This is a genomic window from Marinobacter salarius (assembly GCF_032922745.1).
Classification (GTDB): domain Bacteria; phylum Pseudomonadota; class Gammaproteobacteria; order Pseudomonadales; family Oleiphilaceae; genus Marinobacter.
Window position 1 is genome coordinate 4,480,482 of record NZ_CP136693.1, and the last position, 22,556, is coordinate 4,503,037.

General features: G+C 57.2%; 17 protein-coding genes. 2 read left to right on the forward strand and 15 right to left on the reverse strand.

What is annotated here, in order from left to right; translation table 11 throughout:
* Positions 1 to 2 precede the first annotated feature (2 nt).
* The 6 genes from nusB to glyA all read right to left on the reverse strand — a co-directional run bounded on the left by nusB (position 3) and on the right by glyA (position 5,148).
* The gene (gene nusB / locus R1T46_RS20845) at positions 3 to 479 is read right to left on the reverse strand and encodes a transcription antitermination factor NusB (protein ID WP_317306908.1); all 477 of its coding nucleotides are present in this window, start codon (positions 477 to 479) and stop codon (positions 3 to 5) included.
* A complete protein-coding gene (gene ribE, locus R1T46_RS20850; protein ID WP_007155554.1) occupies positions 479 to 955 on the reverse strand; it encodes a 6,7-dimethyl-8-ribityllumazine synthase in 477 nt (158 codons plus the stop codon). The genes nusB and ribE overlap by 1 nt, the downstream gene beginning before the upstream one ends.
* 55 nt (positions 956 to 1,010) lie before the next feature.
* Positions 1,011 to 2,126, reverse strand: coding sequence for a bifunctional 3,4-dihydroxy-2-butanone-4-phosphate synthase/GTP cyclohydrolase II (gene ribBA / locus R1T46_RS20855; protein WP_317306909.1), 1,116 nt, complete (start codon positions 2,124 to 2,126; stop codon positions 1,011 to 1,013).
* Positions 2,127 to 2,194: 68 nt separating this feature from the next.
* Positions 2,195 to 3,310 (reverse strand): bifunctional diaminohydroxyphosphoribosylaminopyrimidine deaminase/5-amino-6-(5-phosphoribosylamino)uracil reductase RibD, encoded by a 1,116-nt coding sequence (gene ribD, locus R1T46_RS20860; RefSeq protein ID WP_317306910.1) that lies wholly within the window; start codon positions 3,308 to 3,310, stop codon positions 2,195 to 2,197.
* Positions 3,307 to 3,825 (reverse strand): transcriptional regulator NrdR, encoded by a 519-nt coding sequence (gene nrdR / locus R1T46_RS20865; protein WP_317306911.1) that lies wholly within the window; start codon positions 3,823 to 3,825, stop codon positions 3,307 to 3,309. Before nrdR ends, ribD begins: the two co-directional genes overlap by 4 nt.
* Positions 3,826 to 3,891: 66 nt before the next feature.
* Positions 3,892 to 5,148: a serine hydroxymethyltransferase gene (glyA, locus tag R1T46_RS20870; RefSeq protein ID WP_317306912.1), complete on the reverse strand. Its 1,257-nt coding sequence runs from the start codon at positions 5,146 to 5,148 to the stop codon at positions 3,892 to 3,894.
* A gap of 366 nt (positions 5,149 to 5,514) precedes the next feature.
* On the opposite strand from glyA, the gene ettA reads away from it, so the two are divergent.
* Together ettA and radA are read left to right on the forward strand one after the other, a co-directional pair.
* Positions 5,515 to 7,176: an energy-dependent translational throttle protein EttA gene (gene ettA, locus R1T46_RS20875; RefSeq protein WP_269400208.1), complete on the forward strand. Its 1,662-nt coding sequence runs from the start codon at positions 5,515 to 5,517 to the stop codon at positions 7,174 to 7,176.
* Positions 7,176 to 8,555: a DNA repair protein RadA gene (radA, locus tag R1T46_RS20880; RefSeq protein WP_317306913.1), complete on the forward strand. Its 1,380-nt coding sequence runs from the start codon at positions 7,176 to 7,178 to the stop codon at positions 8,553 to 8,555. The genes ettA and radA overlap by 1 nt, the downstream gene beginning before the upstream one ends.
* A 218-nt stretch (positions 8,556 to 8,773) precedes the next feature.
* Here the strand turns inward: radA and R1T46_RS20885 are convergent, their stop codons facing one another.
* The 9 genes from R1T46_RS20885 to R1T46_RS20925 form a co-directional block, all read right to left on the reverse strand.
* Complete coding sequence (locus tag R1T46_RS20885; RefSeq protein WP_317306914.1) at positions 8,774 to 9,142, reverse strand: PilZ domain-containing protein; 369 nt, start codon at positions 9,140 to 9,142, stop codon at positions 8,774 to 8,776.
* A gap of 115 nt (positions 9,143 to 9,257) precedes the next feature.
* Complete coding sequence (gene hemE / locus R1T46_RS20890; RefSeq protein ID WP_317306915.1) at positions 9,258 to 10,322, reverse strand: uroporphyrinogen decarboxylase; 1,065 nt, start codon at positions 10,320 to 10,322, stop codon at positions 9,258 to 9,260.
* Positions 10,323 to 10,444: 122 nt separating this feature from the next.
* Positions 10,445 to 11,863 (reverse strand): FAD-dependent oxidoreductase, encoded by a 1,419-nt coding sequence (locus R1T46_RS20895; protein WP_317306916.1) that lies wholly within the window; start codon positions 11,861 to 11,863, stop codon positions 10,445 to 10,447.
* A gap of 77 nt (positions 11,864 to 11,940) precedes the next feature.
* Complete coding sequence (gltB, locus tag R1T46_RS20900; protein ID WP_317306917.1) at positions 11,941 to 16,389, reverse strand: glutamate synthase large subunit; 4,449 nt, start codon at positions 16,387 to 16,389, stop codon at positions 11,941 to 11,943.
* 256 nt (positions 16,390 to 16,645) lie between these two features.
* The gene (locus R1T46_RS20905; protein ID WP_317306918.1) at positions 16,646 to 18,043 is read right to left on the reverse strand and encodes an AAA family ATPase; all 1,398 of its coding nucleotides are present in this window, start codon (positions 18,041 to 18,043) and stop codon (positions 16,646 to 16,648) included.
* A gap of 29 nt (positions 18,044 to 18,072) precedes the next feature.
* The gene (gene aroB / locus R1T46_RS20910; protein ID WP_278366461.1) at positions 18,073 to 19,167 is read right to left on the reverse strand and encodes a 3-dehydroquinate synthase; all 1,095 of its coding nucleotides are present in this window, start codon (positions 19,165 to 19,167) and stop codon (positions 18,073 to 18,075) included.
* The gene (gene aroK / locus R1T46_RS20915) at positions 19,160 to 19,726 is read right to left on the reverse strand and encodes a shikimate kinase AroK (protein ID WP_036203590.1); all 567 of its coding nucleotides are present in this window, start codon (positions 19,724 to 19,726) and stop codon (positions 19,160 to 19,162) included. The genes aroB and aroK overlap by 8 nt, the downstream gene beginning before the upstream one ends.
* 130 nt (positions 19,727 to 19,856) lie before the next feature.
* On the reverse strand, positions 19,857 to 21,941 hold the full coding sequence (pilQ, locus tag R1T46_RS20920; protein ID WP_317308347.1) for a type IV pilus secretin PilQ: 2,085 nt from the start codon (positions 21,939 to 21,941) through the stop codon (positions 19,857 to 19,859).
* Positions 21,942 to 22,006: 65 nt separating this feature from the next.
* Entirely contained in the window at positions 22,007 to 22,555 is a 549-nt protein-coding gene (locus R1T46_RS20925) for a pilus assembly protein PilP (RefSeq protein WP_317306919.1), read from the reverse strand.
* Position 22,556: the final 1 nt, after the last annotated feature.

The following is a 22,556-nucleotide window of genomic DNA, read 5'->3' on the forward strand; positions in this document are numbered from 1 at the left end:
GCTCAGCGGGGACGGGTCTCGGCCAGTCTCAGGCGTTGACTGAGCTTGTCCAGAAGGCTGTTGACGAACTTATGGCCTTCGGTACCACCAAACCTCTTGGCCATCTCGATGCCTTCGTTGATCACTACTTTGTATGGAACGTCCAGTCGATGTTTGAGCTCGTATGCACCCAGGCGCACGATCGCCAGTTCGATGGCATCCACCTCATGGATCGGGCGATCGAGGAATGGCTCCAACAGACGGTCTAACTCAGCCTGCTCCCGGTGAACCCCCCGGAGGAGATCGCGGAAATAGGCCGCATCTACCTTCGACATGTCGTTGTCGACGATGAATTCGGATTCGATATCGGTGATCGAGCTCTTGCTGAAGTGTCGCTGGTAAAGGCCTTGCATCGCAAGAGCCCGGGCTCTGCGTTTATCGCCTGCCTTAGGTTGGCCCGCAGGGGCCGGTTGCGCGGCACTGTCTTCCGATGCGCTCATTATTCACCCAGCTTTTTGAAGAGGCTGACCATTTCCAGGGCCGTAATCGCCGCTTCGGCGCCTTTGTTACCGGCTTTGGTACCGGCCCGCTCGATTGCCTGCTCGATGGAATCGACCGTTAACACGCCGAACGTCACCGGCACATCCGTTTCGAGACTAACCGCACCCAGACCGCTGGAGGCTTCGCCTGCCACATAGTCGAAATGTGGTGTACCACCCCGAATAACCGCACCCAGCGCAACAATCGCATCGTGGTTGCCGGTTTCCGCCACACGCTTGACCGCAAGTGGCATCTCATAGGCGCCGGGAACCCGTACGATCGTGATATCGGAATCGGCGATACCGTGACGACGCAGGGTATCAACCGCACCCTCCACCAGGCTCTCAACCACAAAACCGTTGAAACGACCGACAACCAGTGCGTATTTACCGCTGCAGTGAGTGAAATCGCCTTCTATTACTTTAATGTCTGCCATGCATGGCTCCTTCATTGGCAACCCCGTCGTTACGATACGGGGCTGCCGGGGTTCATTATTCGGGTGTGTAGGGCACGTATTCCACGACTTCCAGCTCGAATCCGGAAATGGCAGAAAACTTGATGGGCGGACTCAGAAGGCGCATTTTGCCGACACCGAGATCCCTCAGAATCTGCGAGCCGGTACCAACAGTAAAATAAACACCGGAGCTGCCCTTACCCGCGGACTTTTTATCCTGCTCGAAAAATTCGTGGATACGATCCTCAAGATTGTAGCTGTCTTCGGCGCTATTGAGCAGGACAACGACGCCGCGACCTTCACTCGCCACCTTCTCCAGAGCATGATGCAATGGCCAGCTACGGGAATCGGCGCGGCGGGCACCGAGCAGGTCACGCAGAGTATCGGTGATGTGCACACGCACCAGCACCGGGTCCTCGGCCGCAATATCCCCCATCACCATGGCCAGATGGGTGGAACCCTGGATATTGTCGCGATAGGTGCGCAAGTTGAATACACCGTACTCGGTATCCAGGTCGTACTGCTCAACGCACTCAATGGTGCGCTCGTTCAATGTCCGATAGTGGATCAGATCCGCAATCGTGCCGATCTTCAGGTCGTGAGTGTCGGCAAATTTTTCCAGATCTTCACGGCGGGCCATGGACCCATCGTCGTTCATGATTTCGCAGATCACGCCGGCAGGCTCGCAGCCGGCGAGGGCTGCCAGATCACAGGATGCTTCGGTATGGCCGGCTCGGCTGAGCACCCCGCCCGGGTCCGACATCAGCGGAAAAATATGGCCTGGCTGAACCAGGTCAGACGCTTTTGCATCGCGGGCAACAGCGGCCTGGACCGTTCGCGCACGGTCGGCGGCAGAGATACCCGTCGTTACGCCTTCAGTCGCTTCAATGGAAAGGGTGAACTTGGTGCCAAAACCCGATGCATTCTGCTGCACCATCAACGGCAGGCCAAGCTGTTCGCAACGATGGCGCGTCATCGGCATGCAAATCAGCCCACGACCGAAGCGGGCCATGAAGTTGATAGCCTCTGGCGTACAGTGCTCTGCGGCCATCACCAGGTCACCTTCGTTTTCCCGGTCCTCATCGTCCATCAGGATAACCATCTTGCCCTGACGGATATCGTCGATAATGTCTTTAATGCTATTCAGTGCCATACCGTATTTGCATCCTGTTGGTCTGTCCGTCCGAGTGTCGGTGCCGGCAGCCATGAATTTAGTAACCGTTACCCCGGCGCGAGGATCAATCGCTGGTCCTCGCCCAGCTGACGGCGATCCAGCACTTTCCATTGCACCTTATCCGCCATGGATTCCAGTGGCAGATTGGCCGTGGGCCGGCCAGTGCTGCCCAGGAACACCGGTGCCTGGTAGAGCCATAGCTCATCTACCAGACGCTCATTGATAAACGTGCCTGCCAGCGTTGGGCCAGCTTCCACCAACAATTCGTTGATGCCCAACTCCCCCAGTGAGTCGAGCAACTCGCGAACATCAATTCCATTGTCTTTCCAGGCCACACCCGTCAGGCCCACGCCCAACGCGGCAAGGTCCTGTGCCGGCGCGGTTGCCAGTGTTGGGGAGGCGCAATACACCTGGACATTGCCACCCTGAAGGATCGTAGCGCCCGGCGGAGTACGCGCGTCCCGGTCCGCGATCACGCGCAGGGGCTGGCGGGACGGTTCCGTGGCATCGCCAATGTCACCCAACTCAGTCCGACGAACCGTCAGTGAGGGGTTGTCAGCCAGCACCGTGCCCACCCCTGTCAGAATGGCATCGCTGATGGCCCTGAGCCGCTGAACATCGCGGCGGGACTCCGAGCCGGTAATCCACTGACTTTCGCCGGAGGCCATGGCTGTCCTGCCGTCAAGGCTCGCAGCCATTTTTAGCCGGACATAGGGCCTGCCAACGTTCATTCGCTTCATGAAGCCGGGATTCAATCGCACGGCCTCTTCCGCTAGCAGGCCTTCCGTTACGCGAATGCCTGCCTCTCGGAGCATATCCAGGCCGCGACCGGATACCGATGGATTGGGATCCTTGGTCGCCGCAAACACGTGGGCAATGCCCGCTTCTATCAGCGCTTTGGCACAGGGAGGAGTACGGCCAAAATGACTGCAGGGCTCCAGCGTGACATAGGCCGTTGCGCCACGGGCATCTGGCCCAGCCAGACTGAGTGCTCGCGCTTCTGCGTGGGCCTCGCCCGCTCGCTCATGCCAGCCTTCGCCCAGAATTTTGCTCCCTCGGGCGATGACGCACCCCACCCGCGGGTTGGGATGCGTGGAATAGCGACCACGCCAGGCAAGCTGCACCGCCCGCGCCATAAACGCCGTGTCCTGAGCGTCGATCATGCCTGCCCTTCGGAAGAATGATTATCCGCCAGGGCCTTGGCTACATCCACCGGGTCTTCGCCCGAGGTCGCTGAAAGCCGCTCAATCTCTTCCTTGAACTCGTTGACGTCCTGAAAACTGCGGTACACCGACGCGAAGCGCACATAGGCCACTTTGTCCAATTGACGCAACTCGGTCATCACTTCTTCACCCAGTTGCATGGACTTGACCTCCCGCTCGCCGGTAGCCCGTAGCCGGAACCGGATGCGATTCAGCGCCGCCTCGATTTCCTCGATGCTCACCGGACGCTTTTCCAGGGCTTTCATCAGGCCGTCCCGGAGCTTGTCCTCATCGAAAGGCTGACGGGTGCCGTCCTGCTTGACCACCCGAGGCATCACAAGCTCAGCCGATTCGAACGTTGTAAAACGCTCACGGCAGGACAGACACTCCCTGCGGCGACGCACCTGATCACCCTCGGCCACCAGCCGGGAGTCGATTACCTTGGTATCCGCTTCACCACAGAAAGGACAATGCATACTCAGAAGCTCCTGCAAACCATCGGGCCAGGCAACAAGGCCTGCCCGAGGGCGCAATCAGGCAATTTAGCCGGCGTAAACCGGGAACCGCGAACACAGGCCGTCAACCTGCTCACGAACCCGGCCATTGACGGATTCATCTTCCAGGTTATCCAGGATATCGCACATCCAGCCAGCAAGATCGCGGCACTCAGACTCCCCGAAACCTCGCGTGGTCACCGCAGGCGTACCGATGCGTAGGCCAGAAGTCACGAACGGCGAGCGAGGATCGTTGGGTACTGCGTTCTTGTTCACGGTGATGTGCGCTCGGCCCAAGGCTGCGTCTGCGTCCTTACCGGTGATGTCCTGTTTGATCAGGCTGACCAGGAAAAGATGATTCTCTGTACCACCGGAAATCACATCAAACCCTCGCGACACAAACACCTCGGCCATGGCCTTGGCATTCTTGATCACCAGTTTCTGGTACGCCTTGAACTCGTCGCTCATGGCTTCCTTGAAGCAAACTGCTTTGGCAGCAATAACATGCATCAAGGGGCCGCCCTGGCCACCCGGGAATACAGCGGAGTTAAGCTTCTTCTGCAAATCGGCGTCATCACAGGCCAGGATCAAACCACCACGGGGGCCACGCAGAGTCTTATGGGTAGTCGTCGCAACCACGTGGGCATGAGGTACCGGGTCAGGATAAACACCAGCAGCCACCAGACCTGCCACGTGGGCCATGTCCACAAACAGATAGGCGCCAACCTTATCGGCAATCGCACGGAATCGCGCAAAGTCCAGCTCCTGGGAGTAGGCTGAGAAACCGGCGATGATCATCTTGGGTTTGTGCTCAACGGCAAGGCTCTCCACCTCATCGTAATCGATCAGCCCCGTATCCGGGTTCAAGCCATACTGGACGGCGTTGTAGATCTTGCCGGAGAAGTTGACGCTGGCACCATGGGTCAGGTGCCCACCATGGGCCAGGCTCATGCCCAGAACCGTGTCGCCCGGCTTGAGCAGCGCCATGAATACGGCAGAGTTGGCCTGTGAGCCGGAATGCGGCTGCACATTGGCGTAGGCAGCACCAAACAGTTCTTTGGCCCGGCTGATGGCCAGGTCCTCGGCGATGTCGACAAACTCACAGCCGCCGTAATAACGCTTACCGGGATAGCCTTCCGCATACTTGTTCGTCAGCGCACTACCCTGGGCTTCCATCACCCGAGGGCTGGTATAGTTCTCAGACGCGATCAGCTCGATATGAGCCTCCTGGCGTTTTTCTTCCGCCTGAATGGCGTTCCAGAGCTCGTCGTCAAAACCGGCGATCTTCATATCACGATTAAACATGGATGCGCTGCCCCTATGTGCTTAGCTGCCCGAAAAAATGGGCCGCTATTCTATCTTACAAATGGGTAAAAAATCACCCTTTATGCCGTCCGCAGATACCGACACGCCGCTGCCTGCGCTTTTTGCTCAATTGCTATCCCCGGTTGGTTTCGATACCTTACTCGGTCAATATTCATTGGTTGCGGCTACTAGCTATTGGAGTTACGGCCATCGGGCAGGGCGATCCGGGATACGCTGTGAATACGTCCCTGTACGCTCGACAAAATCATGCCTGATTTTGACGATCCCGGATCGCCCTGACCGACGGCCTTAGTCAGACACCATCAGTAATTCCGACACTTACACTCGCAAGAAGGATTCCGACACATGGCGCAATACGTATACACCATGAACCGCGTGGGCAAGGTGGTTCCGCCCAAGCGTGAAATCCTCAAAGACATTTCCCTGAGCTTTTTCCCAGGCGCGAAAATCGGCGTACTGGGCCTGAACGGCGCCGGTAAATCTACGTTGCTACGTATTATGGCCGGTATCGACCAGGATTACATTGGTGAGGCCCGTCCCCAGCCCGGCATCAACGTCGGTTATCTGCCCCAGGAACCGGAACTGGACGACGCCAAGACCGTCAAGGAAATCGTCGATGAGGCGGTCTCCGGCGTCCATGAGGCACTGGCGGAGCTGGATCAGGTCTATGCCGCCTATGCCGAGCCAGACGCCGACTTTGATGCCCTCGCCAAGAAACAGGGCGAACTGGAAGCCTTTATACAGGCTTCCGACGGCCACGACATTGAGCGCAAGATGGAAGTGGCAGCTGATGCCCTTCGCCTGCCGGCCTGGGACGCCATGGTGAAAAACCTCTCCGGCGGTGAGCGCCGCCGTGTGGCACTGTGCCGCCTGCTGCTGTCCAGCCCGGACATGTTGCTGCTGGACGAGCCCACCAACCACCTGGACGCTGAATCCGTGGCGTGGCTCGAGCGCTTCCTTCACGACTACACCGGCACAGTGGTTGCCATCACCCACGACCGCTACTTCCTGGACAACGTGGCCGGCTGGATTCTGGAACTGGACCGCGGCCAGGGCATTCCGTTTGAAGGCAACTACAGCCAATGGCTGGAAAACAAGGAAAAGCGCCTGGAAGTTGAAGCCAAACAGGAAGCGTCTCGCCAGAAGACCATCAAGCACGAGCTTGAATGGGTGCGCAGTAACGCCAAGGGACGCCAATCCAAGAGCAAGGCTCGCTTGGCCCGCTTTGAGGAAATGAGCTCCCAGGAATTCCAGAAACGCAACGAAACCAATGAATTGTATATTCCGCCAGGTCCCCGCCTGGGCGACAAGGTGATTGAGATCGACGGCATCAGTAAGTCCTTCGATGACCGCCTGCTCTACGAAGACGTATCGCTCAGCGTGCCTCCCGGCGCGATCGTTGGCATCATCGGTGGCAACGGCGCGGGCAAATCCACGCTGTTCCGGATGATCGGCGACTACGACAAGCCGGATTCCGGCACCATCACCGTCGGTGAAACCGTGAAACTGGCCTACGTGGACCAGATGCGGGACCTGAACGGCGACAATACCGTCTGGGAAGAGCTCAGCGACGGCAACGATATTATCAAGATCGGTAACTATGAGACCCCGTCACGAGCCTATGTCGGCCGCTTCAACTTCAAGGGCTCCGACCAGCAGAAGCGTGTGGCTGATCTGTCGGGCGGCGAACGCAACCGTCTTCACCTGGCCAAACTGCTCAAGGAAGGCGGCAACGTGCTGCTGCTGGACGAACCGACCAACGATCTGGACGTGGAAACCCTGCGTGCCCTGGAGGAAGCCCTGCTCAACTTCCCAGGCTCCGCCTTGGTGATCTCGCACGACCGCTGGTTCCTGGACCGCGTGGCCACTCACATCCTGGCGTTCGAGGACGACGGTGAAGTGGTCTACTTCGAAGGCAACTTCAGCGAATACGATGAGGATCACAAGAAGCGGAAGGGCGATTCTGCCATGGTGCCTCAGCGTATGAAGTATAAGAAGCTGGCCTGATGGCAAAAGCAAAAACCGCCTATGTCTGCACCGAATGCGGTGCAGACTATTCAAAGTGGCAGGGGCAATGCACCGCCTGCCAGGCCTGGAACACCATCAGTGAGGTTCGTGGCGTCAGTGGCGGCAACGCCAAGGGTGCCCGAGGGAGTCGCTTTGAGGGCTTTGCAGGCAGCCTGTCGGAGGTGAAAAGCCTGGATGACGTCAGCCTTGCCGAACAGCCCCGCATCAGCTCCGGCATGCAGGAGTTTGACCGCGTGTTGGGCGGCGGGCTTGTGGAAGGTTCCGCCATCCTGATGGGGGGCCATCCTGGCGCCGGTAAGAGTACCCTCTTGCTTCAGGCGGTCTGCCACCTGGCGTCCAGTGTTCCGGCCCTGTACGTCACGGGCGAGGAATCACTGCAACAGGTCGCCATGCGCGCCAAACGACTCGGGCTTCCCACCAAAGACCTGAAAATGCTCTCGGAAACGAGTGTCGAGCGGGTCATGCAGGTAGCAGAAGCGGAAAAGCCCCGCATTCTGGTGGTGGACAGTATCCAGGTGATGCATGTCGCCGAGTCGGAATCGGCTCCGGGCAGTGTCTCCCAGGTTCGCGAGAGCGCAGCTTACCTGACCCGCTTTGCCAAGCAGACTGGCACCATTCTGTTCCTGGTGGGCCACGTTACCAAGGATGGCAGCCTGGCTGGGCCGAAAGTACTGGAGCATATGATCGACTGCTCCATCCTGCTGGAAGGCTCCAGCGATAGCCGTTACCGCACCCTGAGGGGCATCAAGAACCGCTTTGGCGCGGTTAACGAACTGGGCGTGTTTGCGATGCTGGAACAGGGCCTGAAGGAAGTGAAGAACCCCAGTGCCATCTTCCTGAACCGCGGCGAGGAAGCGGCTCCCGGCAGCGTGGTGATGGTGGTGTGGGAAGGCACACGGCCGATGCTGGTGGAGATTCAAGCGCTGGTGGATATGGCGCAGGGGGGATACCCGAGACGCGTTGCGGTGGGCCTGGATCAGAATCGGCTGGCGATGCTGTTGGCGGTGCTGCATCGCCATGGTGGCATGCATGTGTCGGATCAGGATGTGTTTGTAAATGTGGTGGGCGGCGTGAAGGTCAATGAGACCAGTGCGGACTTGGCATTACTGGCGGCGATCGTGTCGTCCTTCCGTGACCGTGCCCTGCCCCAGGATCTGGTGATCTTCGGTGAGGTCGGCCTTTCTGGTGAGATTCGGCCGGTGCCCAGTGGTCAGGAACGCATTTACGAGGCTGCCAAGCATGGGTTTACCCGCGCTTTGGTGCCTAAGTCTAATGCGCCTCGTAAGGCTATTGAGGGGATGAAGGTTATTCCCGTGACCAAGCTTAGTGATGCGTTGTCGGCTTTGGAGGAGCTCTAGAGTTTGTGCCCTAGCCTGTCTGTTTGGTGCTTGGACGGGATTGGTAACACCTTTCCAAAAAACGCTACAAGCACATCCCTGTGCGCTTGGGCTCCGCCATCCATGGCTCCGCACATTTTTGGAAAGGTGTTACCAATCCCGTCACCAAATTTCGCAGTTATTTCTTTAACCGTAGGTCGGATTAGCAAAGCCGTAATCCGACAACCACCCCAGTAATTTCAATCAATCAGATGTGCAAACTCCCTCTCCAATAACGCTTGGTCCCCCAGATTCAGTTCCACCAGGCGTTTTAGGTGGGTCGCACTTTCAAGATCGATATATTGGCATTTGAACCCCAACCGCTCTTCCTCAATGTGCCGTAACTCCACCGCCATCACGATCCCGGTTTCGTGATCGTCGAGATGGATGATCACTTCGCAAGGCTGCTTCAGCGGAACGCTCCACCCTTCTGGCCGCTTCACCAACACGCCCTTCAGTGAAATATCCAGCACCTCACTCACCCACACGTCATCCTGCCAGTGGAGTTCGCACTCGGCATCGAAGGAGATTCTGTGGAAACGGCGTTTTTCCGGGGCTTTGGTTGGCAAGAGTTACTCCTGTTTACCAGTCCTGTCTGATACGACTATAGACCGCACAGGGGCATCTATCTAGCGTTAGCACCCAACGGGCCCAACAACCGCCCGAAACCCCAAGATATCAATCCTACTGGTGATACTCCGGACTCAGCTCAGTCACCTCGCGAATAAACGCACCGGCATGTTCCGGGTCTACATCCGGGGTAATGCCGTGCCCGAGGTTGAAAATGTGCCCCGGGCCGGTACCGTAGCGAGACAGGATATCGGCCACTTCCTGGCGAATCCGCTCCGGCGGCGCGTACAACATGGCCGGGTCCATGTTGCCCTGCAGGGCAACCCGATCACCGATCCGGGCGCGGGCGTTGCCGATGTCCGTTGTCCAGTCCAGACCAACCGCATCAGCGCCGGATTCCGCTATCGACTCCAGCCACTGGCCGCCATTCTTTGTGAACAGGATAACGGGTACGCGACGCCCGTCGTTCTCTCGAATCAGGCCGGCGACGATTTTTTTCATGTAGTTGAGGGAAAACTCCTGATACGCCCAACTACTCAGCACGCCGCCCCAGGTATCGAAGATCTGGACCGCCTGGGCGCCGGCTCGAATCTGTCCGTTCAGGTAATCAATCACCGAGTCCGCCAAATGCTCCAGCAACTGATGCATCACCTCCGGCTGGCCGTACATCAGCTTCTTGGCCTCGCGGAAGTCCTTGGAGGAGCCACCTTCAATCATGTACGTGGCAAGCGTCCAGGGGCTGCCGGAGAAGCCGATCAGCGGAACGCTGCCACTAAGCGCGCCACGGATGGTGGACACGGCATTCATCACGTAATCCAGGTCTGTTTCCGCATTGATTTTGGGCAACGCGGCTACGTCAGCAGCGGAGCGAATGGTGTTGCGAAATTTCGGGCCCTCGCCGGTTTCGAAGTACAGGCCAAGCCCCAGTGCATCAGGAATGGTGAGGATGTCTGAAAACAGGATGGCAGCATCCAGCGGGAATCGCTCCAGCGGCTGTAACGTCACTTCACAGGCCAGCGGTGTGTTTTTGCACAGACTGAGAAAGTCTCCGGCTTTGGCCCGAGTCGCTCGGTATTCCGGCAGGTATCGACCTGCCTGGCGCATCATCCACACTGGCGTGCGATCAACGGGCTGACGCATCAGCGCACGCAGGAAACGGTCATTTTTTAGCTCGGTCATAGCATTCCCAGTCTGCTGTCTGTCAAAGTTTAGGAGGGCAATGATACCCGGTTTGTGGCAATAAAAAAGGGCGGCCCGCCGTCTGCAAGCCGCCCTTCCAACCCGGATGAAACCGGGGGCTGTCAGATATCCAGGTAATCCATGATACCTTCCGCCGCCTGGCGGCCCTCCCAGATAGCCGTTACGACCAGATCCGACCCACGGACCATATCGCCACCGGCGAATATCTTGGGATTGCTGGTCTGGAAGCCGAACTCCACTTCCTCCGGGGCGCTAACACGACCGGAATCGTCGGTGTTTACCTTCTGCTCGTCAAACCAGTCGGCCGGGCTCGGGCGGAATCCGAAGGCCACCAGAACTGCATCGGCCGGAATCACTTCCTCACTGCCAGCGACCACTTCCGGACGACGGCGGCCGTTTTCGTCGGGTTCGCCGAGTCGAGTCTGAACCACCTTGACCCCCTCAACCCGGTCTTCGCCAATAATGGCGATCGGTTGACGGTTGAACATGAACTTAACGCCCTCTTCCTTGGCGTTGGACACTTCCCGACGTGAACCCGGCATGTTCTGTTCGTCACGGCGATAGGCACAGGTAACACTCGCTGCCTGTTGACGAATCGAGGTGCGGTTACAGTCCATGGCGGTATCGCCGCCACCGAGTACGACCACTCGCTTGCCTTTCATGTCGATGAAATCGTCGGCGTCTTTCTCGAACCCAAGACGACGATTCACGTTTGAGACCAGGAACGGCAGTGCATCATGAACGCCTGGCAGATCCTCGCCCGGGAAACCGCCTTTCATGTAGGTGTAGGTGCCCATGCCCATGAAGACAGCGTCGTACTCCTCGAGAATGTCGGCCATCATCACATCCTTGCCCACCTCTGTGGACAGGCGGAAATCCACGCCCATTTCCTCGAACACCTTGCGGCGACGGGTCATGACCGACTTCTCAAGCTTGAACTCGGGAATCCCGAAGGTCAGCAGGCCGCCAATTTCCGGGTATATATCAAACACCACCGGTTTTACACCGTTGCGCACCAGAACGTCGGCACAGCCAAGGCCAGCCGGGCCGGCACCGATCACGGCCACTTTTTTGTCGGTCCATTTGACGGCAGACATATCCGGCTTCCAGCCCAGAGCAAAGGCCGTATCGGTAATGTACTTTTCCACCGACCCGATGGTTACCGCACCATAGCCATCGTTCAGGGTACAGGCCCCTTCACACAGCCGATCCTGGGGGCAAACGCGACCACAGACTTCCGGCAGGGAGTTGGTCTGGTGACAGAGCTCAACTGCCCTCATGATGTTGCCTTCCGACACAAGCTTCAGCCAGTTCGGGATGTAGTTGTGTACCGGGCACTTCCACTCACAATACGGATTGCCGCACTCCAGGCAACGATGCGACTGCGACGCGGCATTATCCTGGGTGAATTGGTGATAGATTTCACCAAACTCTTTTTTGCGCTTCTTTGCCGGTACTTTTTTCGGGTCGACACGCCCTACTTCGACAAACTGGAAGTCGTTACTCAGTCGTTCTTTCATTGTGACGCTCTCATCAGACTCAATTTCGACGCGGGCGCTGCCTCTCAAGCAACGCCCTCAACCTGTTTCAACCGCTTTTACTCGGGGCGTGCCCGGGTACTGGCCAGCAGGCTACGAAGATTCGCCGCCTTGGGTTTGACCAGCCAGAAGCGGCCAATGTAGTCATCGAAATTGTCAAGAATATGCTCTGCCCACTCGCTCGCGGTTTCAGAAATGTGCTCGCGGACCACACCGCGCAGGTGATTACGGTAGGACTCCATTTCCTCGCTGGATATCCGCTGAATCTCGACCAGTTCATGGTTGTACTTGTCCACAAAGGTGTTGTTCAAGTCCAGCACATAGGCAAAACCGCCCGTCATGCCGGCACCAAAGTTATGACCAGTGCTGCCAAGAACCGTGATCAGGCCGCCTGTCATGTATTCACAGCAGTGATCGCCCACGCCTTCTACCACTGCATGGGCGCCGGAGTTACGAACACCAAAGCGCTCACCGGCGGTGCCAGCGGCAAACAGTTTGCCACCGGTTGCACCGTAGAGGCAGGTGTTACCGACAATCGAGGTATCCTGGGTTTTGAAGTCACTGCCGGATGGCGGCCGGATCACCAGCTTGCCGCCGGTCATGCCTTTGCCGACATAGTCGTTGGCATCGCCTTCCAGAATCAGGTTAAGGCCGCCCACGTTCCATACACCGAAGCTCTGGCCGGCGGTGCCTGTCAGATCCAGAGTGATGGGCGCCGAGACCATGCCCTGGTTGCCATGCAACTGGGCGATCTCACCCGACAGGCGAGCGCCAATCGACCGGTCACAGTTGGTGACCTTATAAGACCAGGTACCACCAGCCTTGCCAGCTATCGCATCCGCAGTGTCCTTCACCATCTGCTCGGCAAGCTTGCCTTCGTCAAACGGATGATTGCGCTCAACCTGACAGGTGTTGGGCTTGTCCGCCGGGATATGGTCGTTCGATAACAGACGCGTCAGATCCAGCTTCTTCTGGCGTGGGGTGTCGCCGGGCAGACGCTCCAGCAGATCAACACGCCCTACCAGCTCCTCCAGGTTGCGGACGCCCAGCTTGGCCATCCACTCCCGGGTCTCGGTCGCAACGAACCGGAAGAAGTTCATCGCCATTTCAACCGTGCCCTTGAAGTGTTCCTCCCGCAGGTGCTCGTTCTGGGTCGCGACGCCGGTGGCACAGTTGTTCAGATGACAGATACGCAGGTACTTACAACCCAGGGCAACCATTGGTGTGGTGCCGAACCCGAAGCTTTCGGCGCCCAGAATAGCGCCCTTGACCACATCCAGGCCGGTCTTGATACCGCCATCGGTCTGCAGGCGGATTTTGCCCCGCAGGTCGTTGGCGCGCAGCGCCTGCTGGGTTTCACTCAGGCCCAGTTCCCAGGGCGAACCGGCGTAACGGATCGAGGTCAACGGGCTAGCCGCTGTACCACCGTCGTAGCCGGAAACCGTAATCAGGTCCGCGTAGGCTTTCGCCACACCGGCAGCGATGGTGCCTACCCCAGGCTCCGATACCAGTTTCACGGAAACCAGCGCACTTGGATTGACTTGCTTGAGATCGAAGATCAACTGCGCGAGATCCTCGATCGAATAGATATCGTGGTGCGGTGGCGGCGAGATCAGCGTCACGCCGGGCACTGAATAGCGCAGGCGGGCAATCAGGTCATTGACCTTTCCACCGGGTAGCTGACCTCCCTCACCGGGCTTGGCACCCTGGGCCACCTTGATCTGCATGACATCGGCACTGCGCAGGTATTCTGCGGTGACGCCGAAGCGGCCAGAAGCCACCTGCTTGATCTTGGAACGTTTCTCCGTGCCATAACGGGCTGGATCTTCGCCCCCCTCTCCGGAGTTTGATCGGCCACCCAGAGTGTTCATGGCCACTGCCAGGGCTTCGTGTGCCTCAGGGGACAACGCACCCAGGGACATGGCCGCCGAGTCGAAGCGCGGGAAGATATTCTCCACCGGCTCTACCTCGGACAGATCAATCGCCTTGATGTCCTTGCGGAACCCCAGAAGATCCCTAAGCGTGGACACCGGGCGCTCGTTAACCAGCCCGGCATACTCCATGTACTCCCCGTAATCACCACTGGTCACGGCTTCCTGGAGCTTACCCACCACATCCGGGTTGAATGCGTGGTACTCCTGGCCGTGGACATACTTCAACAGGCCGCCCTGGCTGATAGGCTTGCGATGCTTCCAGGCCACACCCGCCAGCTGTTCCTGATCCTGCTGGAAATCAAAGAAACCGGCGCCCTGGATACGGCTGGGAACACCTTTGAAACACAGATCCACTACGTCGTCCGCCAATCCGATCGCCTCAAACAACTGCGCGCCCCGGTAGGAGGTGATGGTGGAAATCCCCATCTTGGAAAGGATCTTCAGCAGGCCCTTGTTGACGCCCTTGCGATAGTTATTCTTCGCATCAATGGGGTCCATCATCAGTTCGCCAGTGCGAATCAGGTCGTTAAGCACCTGGTACGCCAGGTACGGATAGACCGCCGTAGCACCAAAACCAAACAACACAGCAAACTGGTGCGGATCGCGGGCCCAACCGGTTTCAACCAGGATGTTGGAGTCACACCGGAGGCCTTTCTTGACCAGGTGATGGTGAACGGCGCCGGTTGCCATCATGGCGTTGACCGGCAGCTCACCTTCTTTCAGATCCTTGTCGGTCAGGATCAGGATGACCTTGCCACTGCGGACTGCCTGCTCAGCCTCGTCGCACACTTTACGCACAGCCTGCTCAAGCCCCAACTCCGGGCTGTAGCTCATGTTGATTCGAGCAACTTCGAATCCGGGCCGATCATTGTTGGCAATTTTCAGGTACTTGGCCGGCGAAAGCACCGGTGTTGTAAGGATGATCCGGTTGGCGTGCTCGGGCGTTTCCTCGAACACGTTACGTTCCGCGCCAATGCACGTTTCCAGGGACATCACGATGGACTCCCGGAGCGGATCGATGGCCGGATTGGTCACCTGGGCAAATTTCTGACGGAAGTAGTCAGCCACATGCCGGACACGGCTCGAAAGCACGGCCATGGGCGTATCGTCCCCCATCGACCCTACTGCTTCCTGACTGTTTTCAGCCAATGGGCGCAGCACCTGATCACGCTCCTCGTAGGAAATCATGAACATCTTCTGGTGTATGTGGAGCTCGTCGGACTGCATCAGTTTGAAGTCAGGTGTGTCCTGATTCAGCGTGGTTTCAACCCGCAGGGAGTTCTCCCGCAGCCAGCGCTTGTAGGGCTGGGCCGACTTCAGGCGATTATCCACGTCTTTCGTATGCAGGACTTCGCCGGACTCGGTATCAATAGCAAGCATTTGCCCCGGACCCACACGTCCCTTGGCCACCACGTCTTCGGGCTTATAGTCATAGGTGCCGATCTCGGACGCCAGGGTAATGAAGTCGTCTTTGGTGATTACCCAGCGAGCCGGGCGAAGTCCGTTCCGATCCAGCATACAGACGGCATAGCGACCGTCGGAGAGAACCAGGCCAGCTGGCCCATCCCACGGCTCCATATGCATGGAGTTGTACTCATAGAATGCCCGCAACTCGGAATCCATGGTATCCACATTCTGCCAGGCAGGCGGGATCATCATTCTCACGGCACGGAACAGGTCAACACCACCGGCCAGCAGCACTTCCAGCATATTGTCCATGCTGGAAGAATCTGAGCCCGTCAGGTTAACCAGCGGCTGCAGCGTCTGTAGGTCCGGCAGTTCCGGTGCGCTGAATTTGGCGGCACGGGCAATTGCCCAGTTACGGTTGCCGTCAACGGTATTGATCTCCCCATTGTGGGCGAGATAGCGGAAAGGCTGCGCCAGCGGCCAACGCGGCATGGTGTTGGTGGAAAAGCGCTGGTGGAAGACACAGATAGCGGTCTGCAGATCCGGATCACCCAGGTCCTTGTAGAAGTTCGCCAGGTCCGCAGGCATCATCAGGCCCTTGTAGGCCAAGGTGCGGTGAGACAGGCTACAGATATAGAATTCGGAGTCATCGGCCATGTCCCGCTCAGCGTGGCGACGGCCAACAAACAGCGCGATGGCGAATTCCTGCTCGGTTTTACCGGCGGGAACCACAAACACCTGCTCAATCCAGGGCAAACAGTCGAGCGCCATCGGCCCAAGGCAACTGTCGTCCGTAGGCACCTTCCGCCAACCCATGATTTCCAGGCCCTGCTCTGCCAGGCGCTTTTCCACGGCAGCACGGCCGGCAGCCGCCTTGTTCTCATCCGGATTAAGGAATACCTGGCCCACAGCGAACAGCTCTTCAGGCTCTCTGCCAAATTCCGCTTTGGCGGCCTTGCGCAAAAAGGCATCCGGGCTCTGGATCAGGAGGCCACAACCATCGCCGGTCTTTCCGTCTGCAGCGATACCACCACGGTGGGTCATGCAGGTCAGTGACTCGATGGCAGTTTGCAACAACTTGTGGCTGGCCTCGCCCTTCATATGGGCGATCAGACCGAAGCCGCAGTTGTCCCTGAATTCGTCGGGATGATACAAACCTGTCATCATAAGCGTTCTCTCGCGTAGAAATGCTTTTCAATCAAAGGGTTATTGGTAAACAGACAATAAACTCACCCTTCGACACTGAAAATGGGGGCTGGCTATTTTACACGCGTAGAAATACGTACTCAAACCAAAGCGTTTTTATTTTAGGGGGCAAGCACGTTCAATACGCGTACTGCGCTAGACAGCACACACCATGAAACAAAGGCTCAGGTTATTGTTTTTATAGAATAAAATACGAAAATAAGGCAGGCACCGACAATCAAAAATCGCGTGATTGCCTGATCCAGGGAGACTGGTCCCGCAGGGCCTGAGGGAGACGCTCAACGGCTTTTCGGGCCTCATCACGCGAGGAAAACTCGCCGTAGAAGCCAACAAACCAGTCCTGCCCCTGCCTCTGGGTATAGGTGTAGAGTATACCGGAAACGGACGCGTACCGATCCATCAGATTCAGCACCGTTTGTTCCTGGTTCCCGGCAATCAATTGAACTGTCCAGCCTTCACGCGCCCTTACGCTCTCAAGATCCATAAATGCAGATGGACGGGAGGGAGAGAAACCGGGCTCTGGCTCTGGCTCTGGCTCTGGCTCTGGCTCTGGCTCTGGCACAGGCTGATCAGGCTCGTCCGTCAGAGGCAACTCTGGCTCGGCGGCCGGCTCTGGCAATCCTTCGCCGGTATCAATCGGCTCAATATCCGGATTGTCAGGGCCAATGGTGATGCTCTTGCGTAAGACTTCAGGCTCAGGTTCTGACTGCTCCCGTGCGACAGAATCATCATATTGCTGCGATACTAGCCACCAGGAACCAGCAAGCATAACCAAAGCCAGCGCAGGCCAACGCAGGTTAATCGGCACCGAAAACGTCCGTTTGGCGCCATTTTCAGTCGACACCATATCCAGCCATACAGCTGGTGTCACTCGCTTGAGACGGGAAAAGCTCCCCTGGCTCAAACTGTGCAACTGTGACAACTTCCCTGGCGACAGCAAGTCCTTGGCACTGCCACCAGCGCGGTGAACTCGGGGCTCCAGGTACGCAGCGACTTCGTCTTTTGTCAGTGGGCGAAGGTGAATCTGATGCACCCCGGCACCGTCCCCTGACAACCCAAGCATCTCGATCAATCGCCCGCTGCCACTGAACACGGGAACCGCCGCCGCAGAGCGGTCTGCAGCCTCAAAGGCAGAAAACAACAATCTCAGCAGCTCGGCGGGTGCACGGTCCGCATCATCGATCAGCAGGACCATACGCTGCCCCTTCCGAGCCCTACTTTCAGACCATCGGAAAAAGCCGTAAATGGCGTCACGCGCACCTTCGCCGGGGTTCAACCCTTTATGTGCAATACCGAGCAGCGCCCGTGACAGCGCCTGCGTACTCGTCAGTGCGGCGGCCGACACTCGATGAAAATCGAGACGGGAGGATTCGCTCCTCACCAGTTCCGCGAGCAACCGGCTTTTGCCCGCCCCAGCATCACCAGTGAGAAGCAAAGCGAGGTCACCAAAGCCACAGAGGTGGCGAAGCGTTTCCAGGGCGTGGTGGCGGGAGGCATCCGGAAAGAAGGGTGTTTCCATATCCAACGGATCGGCCCTTAACCCATAACGCTCCTGGAGCCGCGGAAACAGGCCGCCACCGTCATGACTGTTGAGCCCTTCGTCATTCACCGTCATTCCCTGCTTTATCCCAGATCAATACCTGTTCAGACTTCTCTACAAAAGCCCCGAAGCGTGGCATCCAGTTCTCGCCTATCCACCGCATCCGTCACCACAGCATCCCCGAGCCTGCGAAGGAGGACCAAGCGTAACGAACCATCCACATTCTTCTTGTCGACTGCCATCAATCGCAGAAAATCATCGGGAGACATCCCCGTGGGTGCAAACGCCGGAAGCTTGGCTCTCTCGATAATGCGCACAACCCTGGCACGATCCTCTTCGGTTATCATGCCCTGGCGCAAGGAAAGATCCGCAGCCATCATCATGCCAGTACCAACAGCCTCGCCGTGCAGCCAGTTGCCGTATCCAGCGAAGGTCTCAATGGCATGACCAAACGTGTGCCCAAGGTTGAGTATTGCCCGTAAACCACCTTCTCTTTCATCTTTTGCTACAACGTCCGCCTTGCAGGCGCATGAGCGATAGATAGCTTCCACCAAGGCTGTTGTTTTCAGATCAATGAGCGACGTAATTTCTTTCTCAAGCCAGGCCAGAAAATCGGTGTCCCGAATCAGGCCATACTTGATAACTTCCGCAAGGCCAGCAGACACCTCCCTTGGAGAAAGGCTCCTCAGACTGTCGGTATCGATCAGTACAACTTCCGGTTGGTGGAACGCACCGATCATATTCTTGCCCAACGGGTGATTGATACCGGTCTTTCCTCCGACCGAGGAGTCCACCTGCGACAACAATGTCGTCGGGATCTGGATAAAAGAGACACCACGCTGGTAGGAAGCGGCGGCAAACCCGGTCATATCCCCAACCACGCCACCCCCCAAAGCAACCAGCGTGGTTTTGCGGGAGTGACGCTTCTCCAGCAAACCGTCGAAGATACGGTTTAGCGTCTGCCAATCCTTGTATTTTTCACCGTCTGGAAGCACAACCGTATCTACCTGCTTTCCAGGGAAACAGGCTCGGGCTGACTCAAGATACAAGGGCGCAACCGTTTCGTTGGTGACGATCATGACTTGTGAACCAGAGACAAAGGGACTCAGATCATAGCTACCCAGCAGCCCCTGACCGATAACGATTGGGTAACTTCGATCGCCCAGCTCAACCGTCAACTCCCGCAGTGAGTCACGCATGATTTCTGCCTTCCTTACGTATTTGCCTTTTGTGGCGAGGTGTCCTCGGATTAATCCGGTTCACCAATTGCCGTACGACCAGTCTGGGGCTCTTGCGGTCAGTAAACATGACGACATCGGCCAAGAGCGAATAGATAGGGTCCCGCACGGCAAACAGATTTCTAAGGACCGCCTCGGGGTCGTCATTCTGCAACAGGGGACGATTGCGATCCCGCCTCGTTCTTTCAACTTGCTGCTCAATCGAGGTTTTCAGGTACACCACGACGGAATCGCGTTTAAGATGCGCGTGATTCTCTTCTTTCATCACCGCGCCACCGCCCGTCGCCAACACTGTCTGTGGATATTCCGACAGTTCAGCCAACATGGCCGTTTCACGATGCCGAAAGCCGTCTTCCCCTTCTACGTCGAAGATCCAGGGAATATTGGCGCCGCACCGCTCTTCAATAATCCGATCGGAATCGAGAAAGCGATAGCCCAGCTCTTTGGCCAGCATGCGACCAATTGTGCTTTTTCCCGCACCCATTGGGCCGACCAGGACAACTCGTTTTGGCAAGGACATAACTTCCGCTCATCTACATTCCGGCGCGTGAGAATATCACAGGGTAACGTTTTCCATAAGTTTCAGGAAATGAACCGACAAAAAAACCGCCGTGCGGAACACGGCGGTTTTTTTGTCGGATGCAACCCGATTACTGAATCAGGTCGCTCTTGATGATCTTCGGTGTGATGAAGATCAACAGTTCGCTACGCTCATCGATATGCTCGGTGCGCTTGAAGAGTCGGCCAAGATAAGGAATATCACCCAAGAAAGGCGTCTTGGTCGTGGTGGTCGCTACTTCTGATTGGAAAATACCCCCCAAGACCACAGTTTCGCCATTTCCAACCAACACCTGCGTCGTTACCTCATTAGTGTTGATAGCCGGAATACCGGCGGTTACTTCGCCACGAGAGTCCTGATTAACCACCAGATCCATAATGATTTTGTCATCCGGGGTAATCTGAGGGGTTACTTCAAGCGACAGTGCCGCTTCCTTGAACGATACGGAAGTCGCGCCGCTGGAAGCAGCCTCTTGGTAAGGAATCTCCTCACCAGACTTGATTTTTGCAGTCTGGCGATCAGCAGTCACCACACGAGGTTGGGAGACAACTTCTGCCTGCCCGTCACTTTCCAGGGCGGAAAGCTCTAGATCCACAAGGAAGTCGTCACTACCCCAACCAATAGCGAAAGAGGATGCGCCTTGCCCTGAGACACCAAGATCAACTGCCAGAGCACCAGGGAAAGTAATGGTATTGTTATTGCCATTGGCCGCATCACGAGCCTCGCCAACAGCCCCCTGAGAGCCACCGACAGAGATAACACTACCATCGCCCCTGACATCATAGGCGGCACCGCCCCAACGAACGCCGAGGTTTTCAGCAACGTTGGTTTGCGCCCTTACAATTCGGGCCTCAATGGAAACCTGACGAACCGGAACGTCCCACGTCGAAACCAGACGACGAATTTCGTCGAGCTTTTCCGAGGTTTCACGAACACTGATGGTATTGGTACGCGCATCCGAAGATACGAATCCCCGGGAAGAGATCAATTCTTCATCCGCCTCGATCAGCGCAACAACGTCTGCAGCTTTGGCATAATTCACCTGAATGATATCCAGACGAACCGGCGCAAGCTCAGCGATCTGCTTGGACGTCTCCAGCTCAAGCTTCTCACGGGCGGCAATTTCGTCAGCCGGCGCAACCAGCAGTACGTTACCAATCTGGCGCTTGTCCAATCCCTTTGTCTTAAGGATCAGGTCCAGAGCCTGGTCCCAGGGCACATTCTGCAAACGCAGCGTGATGCTGCCACTGACCGTATCGCTGGCAACAAGGTTCAGACCAGTAAAGTCGGCAATCAACTGCAATACCGAACGAACTTCGATGTCCTGGAAGTTGAGAGAGAGCTTGTCGCCGGTGTACGGGAACTTCTCCTCTCGACGAGACTCAGCTTCCTCTTCTGTCAGCCTTTCCACGCTAACGGTAAACTGCGAACCGGACTGGTAGGCAATGTAGTCGTAGTTGCCTTCCGGACGAATTTCCACAACCGCATTACCATCTTCCATGTAGGTATCAACCCGGGTTACCGGTGTCGCGAAATCGGTAACATCAAGGCGGCGACGAAGATTATCCGGCACACTGGTACCGTCCATCGTCAAGCGAATCTTGCCCCCGAGCTCGGACAGATCCACGGATGCATTGGCACTACCCAGATCCACGATCACGCGTCCTTCGCCATTCTGCCCACGCCTAAAATCGACTCCCGCCAGGTCGTTGCCTGCCGATGAGACCGACTGTCCGCCCGATGCGGTAGTCATCGGTGTAGAGGAAGAAGTCGAGCCTGACGCTGCGACACCACTACCCTGACTGCCGATTGTGACGACCAGGCTGTTCTGGGTACGCACCGTCTCATAGGGAGCCAGCTCTGCCAGGTTGAAGATCAGGCGAGTGCGATCCTTGGTTTCGACAACCGTCATGCTCTGGGCGTTACCGCCCCCGAGCGAGATGTTGCGACTGTCGAGGCCGCTGTTCGTGTCCCGCAGGTCCACTGCGATCCTCGCAGGTCGCTCGATCGTATACCCGGTCGGTTCTGGTGGCTGGCCGTCAAACGACAGCGTCACCTCGACCCGATCCCCGGACAGCGACGAAAACGACACGTCTTCCAGCGTGACCGCATTGGCCAGGCCGGATAACAACCCAAAAGCAATCACGCCGACGTATACATTGAGTTTTCTGAACATCGCTAGCCTCGACCCCAAACTTTTTTGTTCATGCATGTTTCTTTCAATAATCATAATGCCGCTCCTTAGCCCTCATTCTCATCCAGCGACAGCGAGCGTGGACGCTCGACCCATCCGCCCCGGCCATTGGGAACGATTTCAATTAGCTCGATCCGGGTTTCATTGACACCAATAATCCGGCCATAATTCTGCCCCATGTAGTTTCCAGTGCGCACTCTGTGGATGCCGCCCGTGTCATCCTTTATAAGGGCAAACAGATTTCCGGATGCGTCACTCAAAGTACCGACCATGGAGAGCCCCTTCAGATCAAAGTTCTCAAGAACCTCTCTCGGCCGATCAAGGTCCGGCTCGATATCGCTTTCGGGTTCCTGATCAACCATGGTGAGCTGCACATCAATAGGCGGCTCGAAAGGTGCTCTACGATCCGCTGCCGAATAACTGAACGCCTCGTAAGCCTTGAACTCCGGTAAGGGTTCAACATGCCCCCGAGGTTTGGCCCGGGTATCTGCCATAAACTTATCGAGATCGGAAAAGCCACTTCCCTGAGAACACGCCGTCAGAAAAGATACCAGACAAATACCCATCCAGGCTTTTGCCGCATGCTGTCGCGCCATG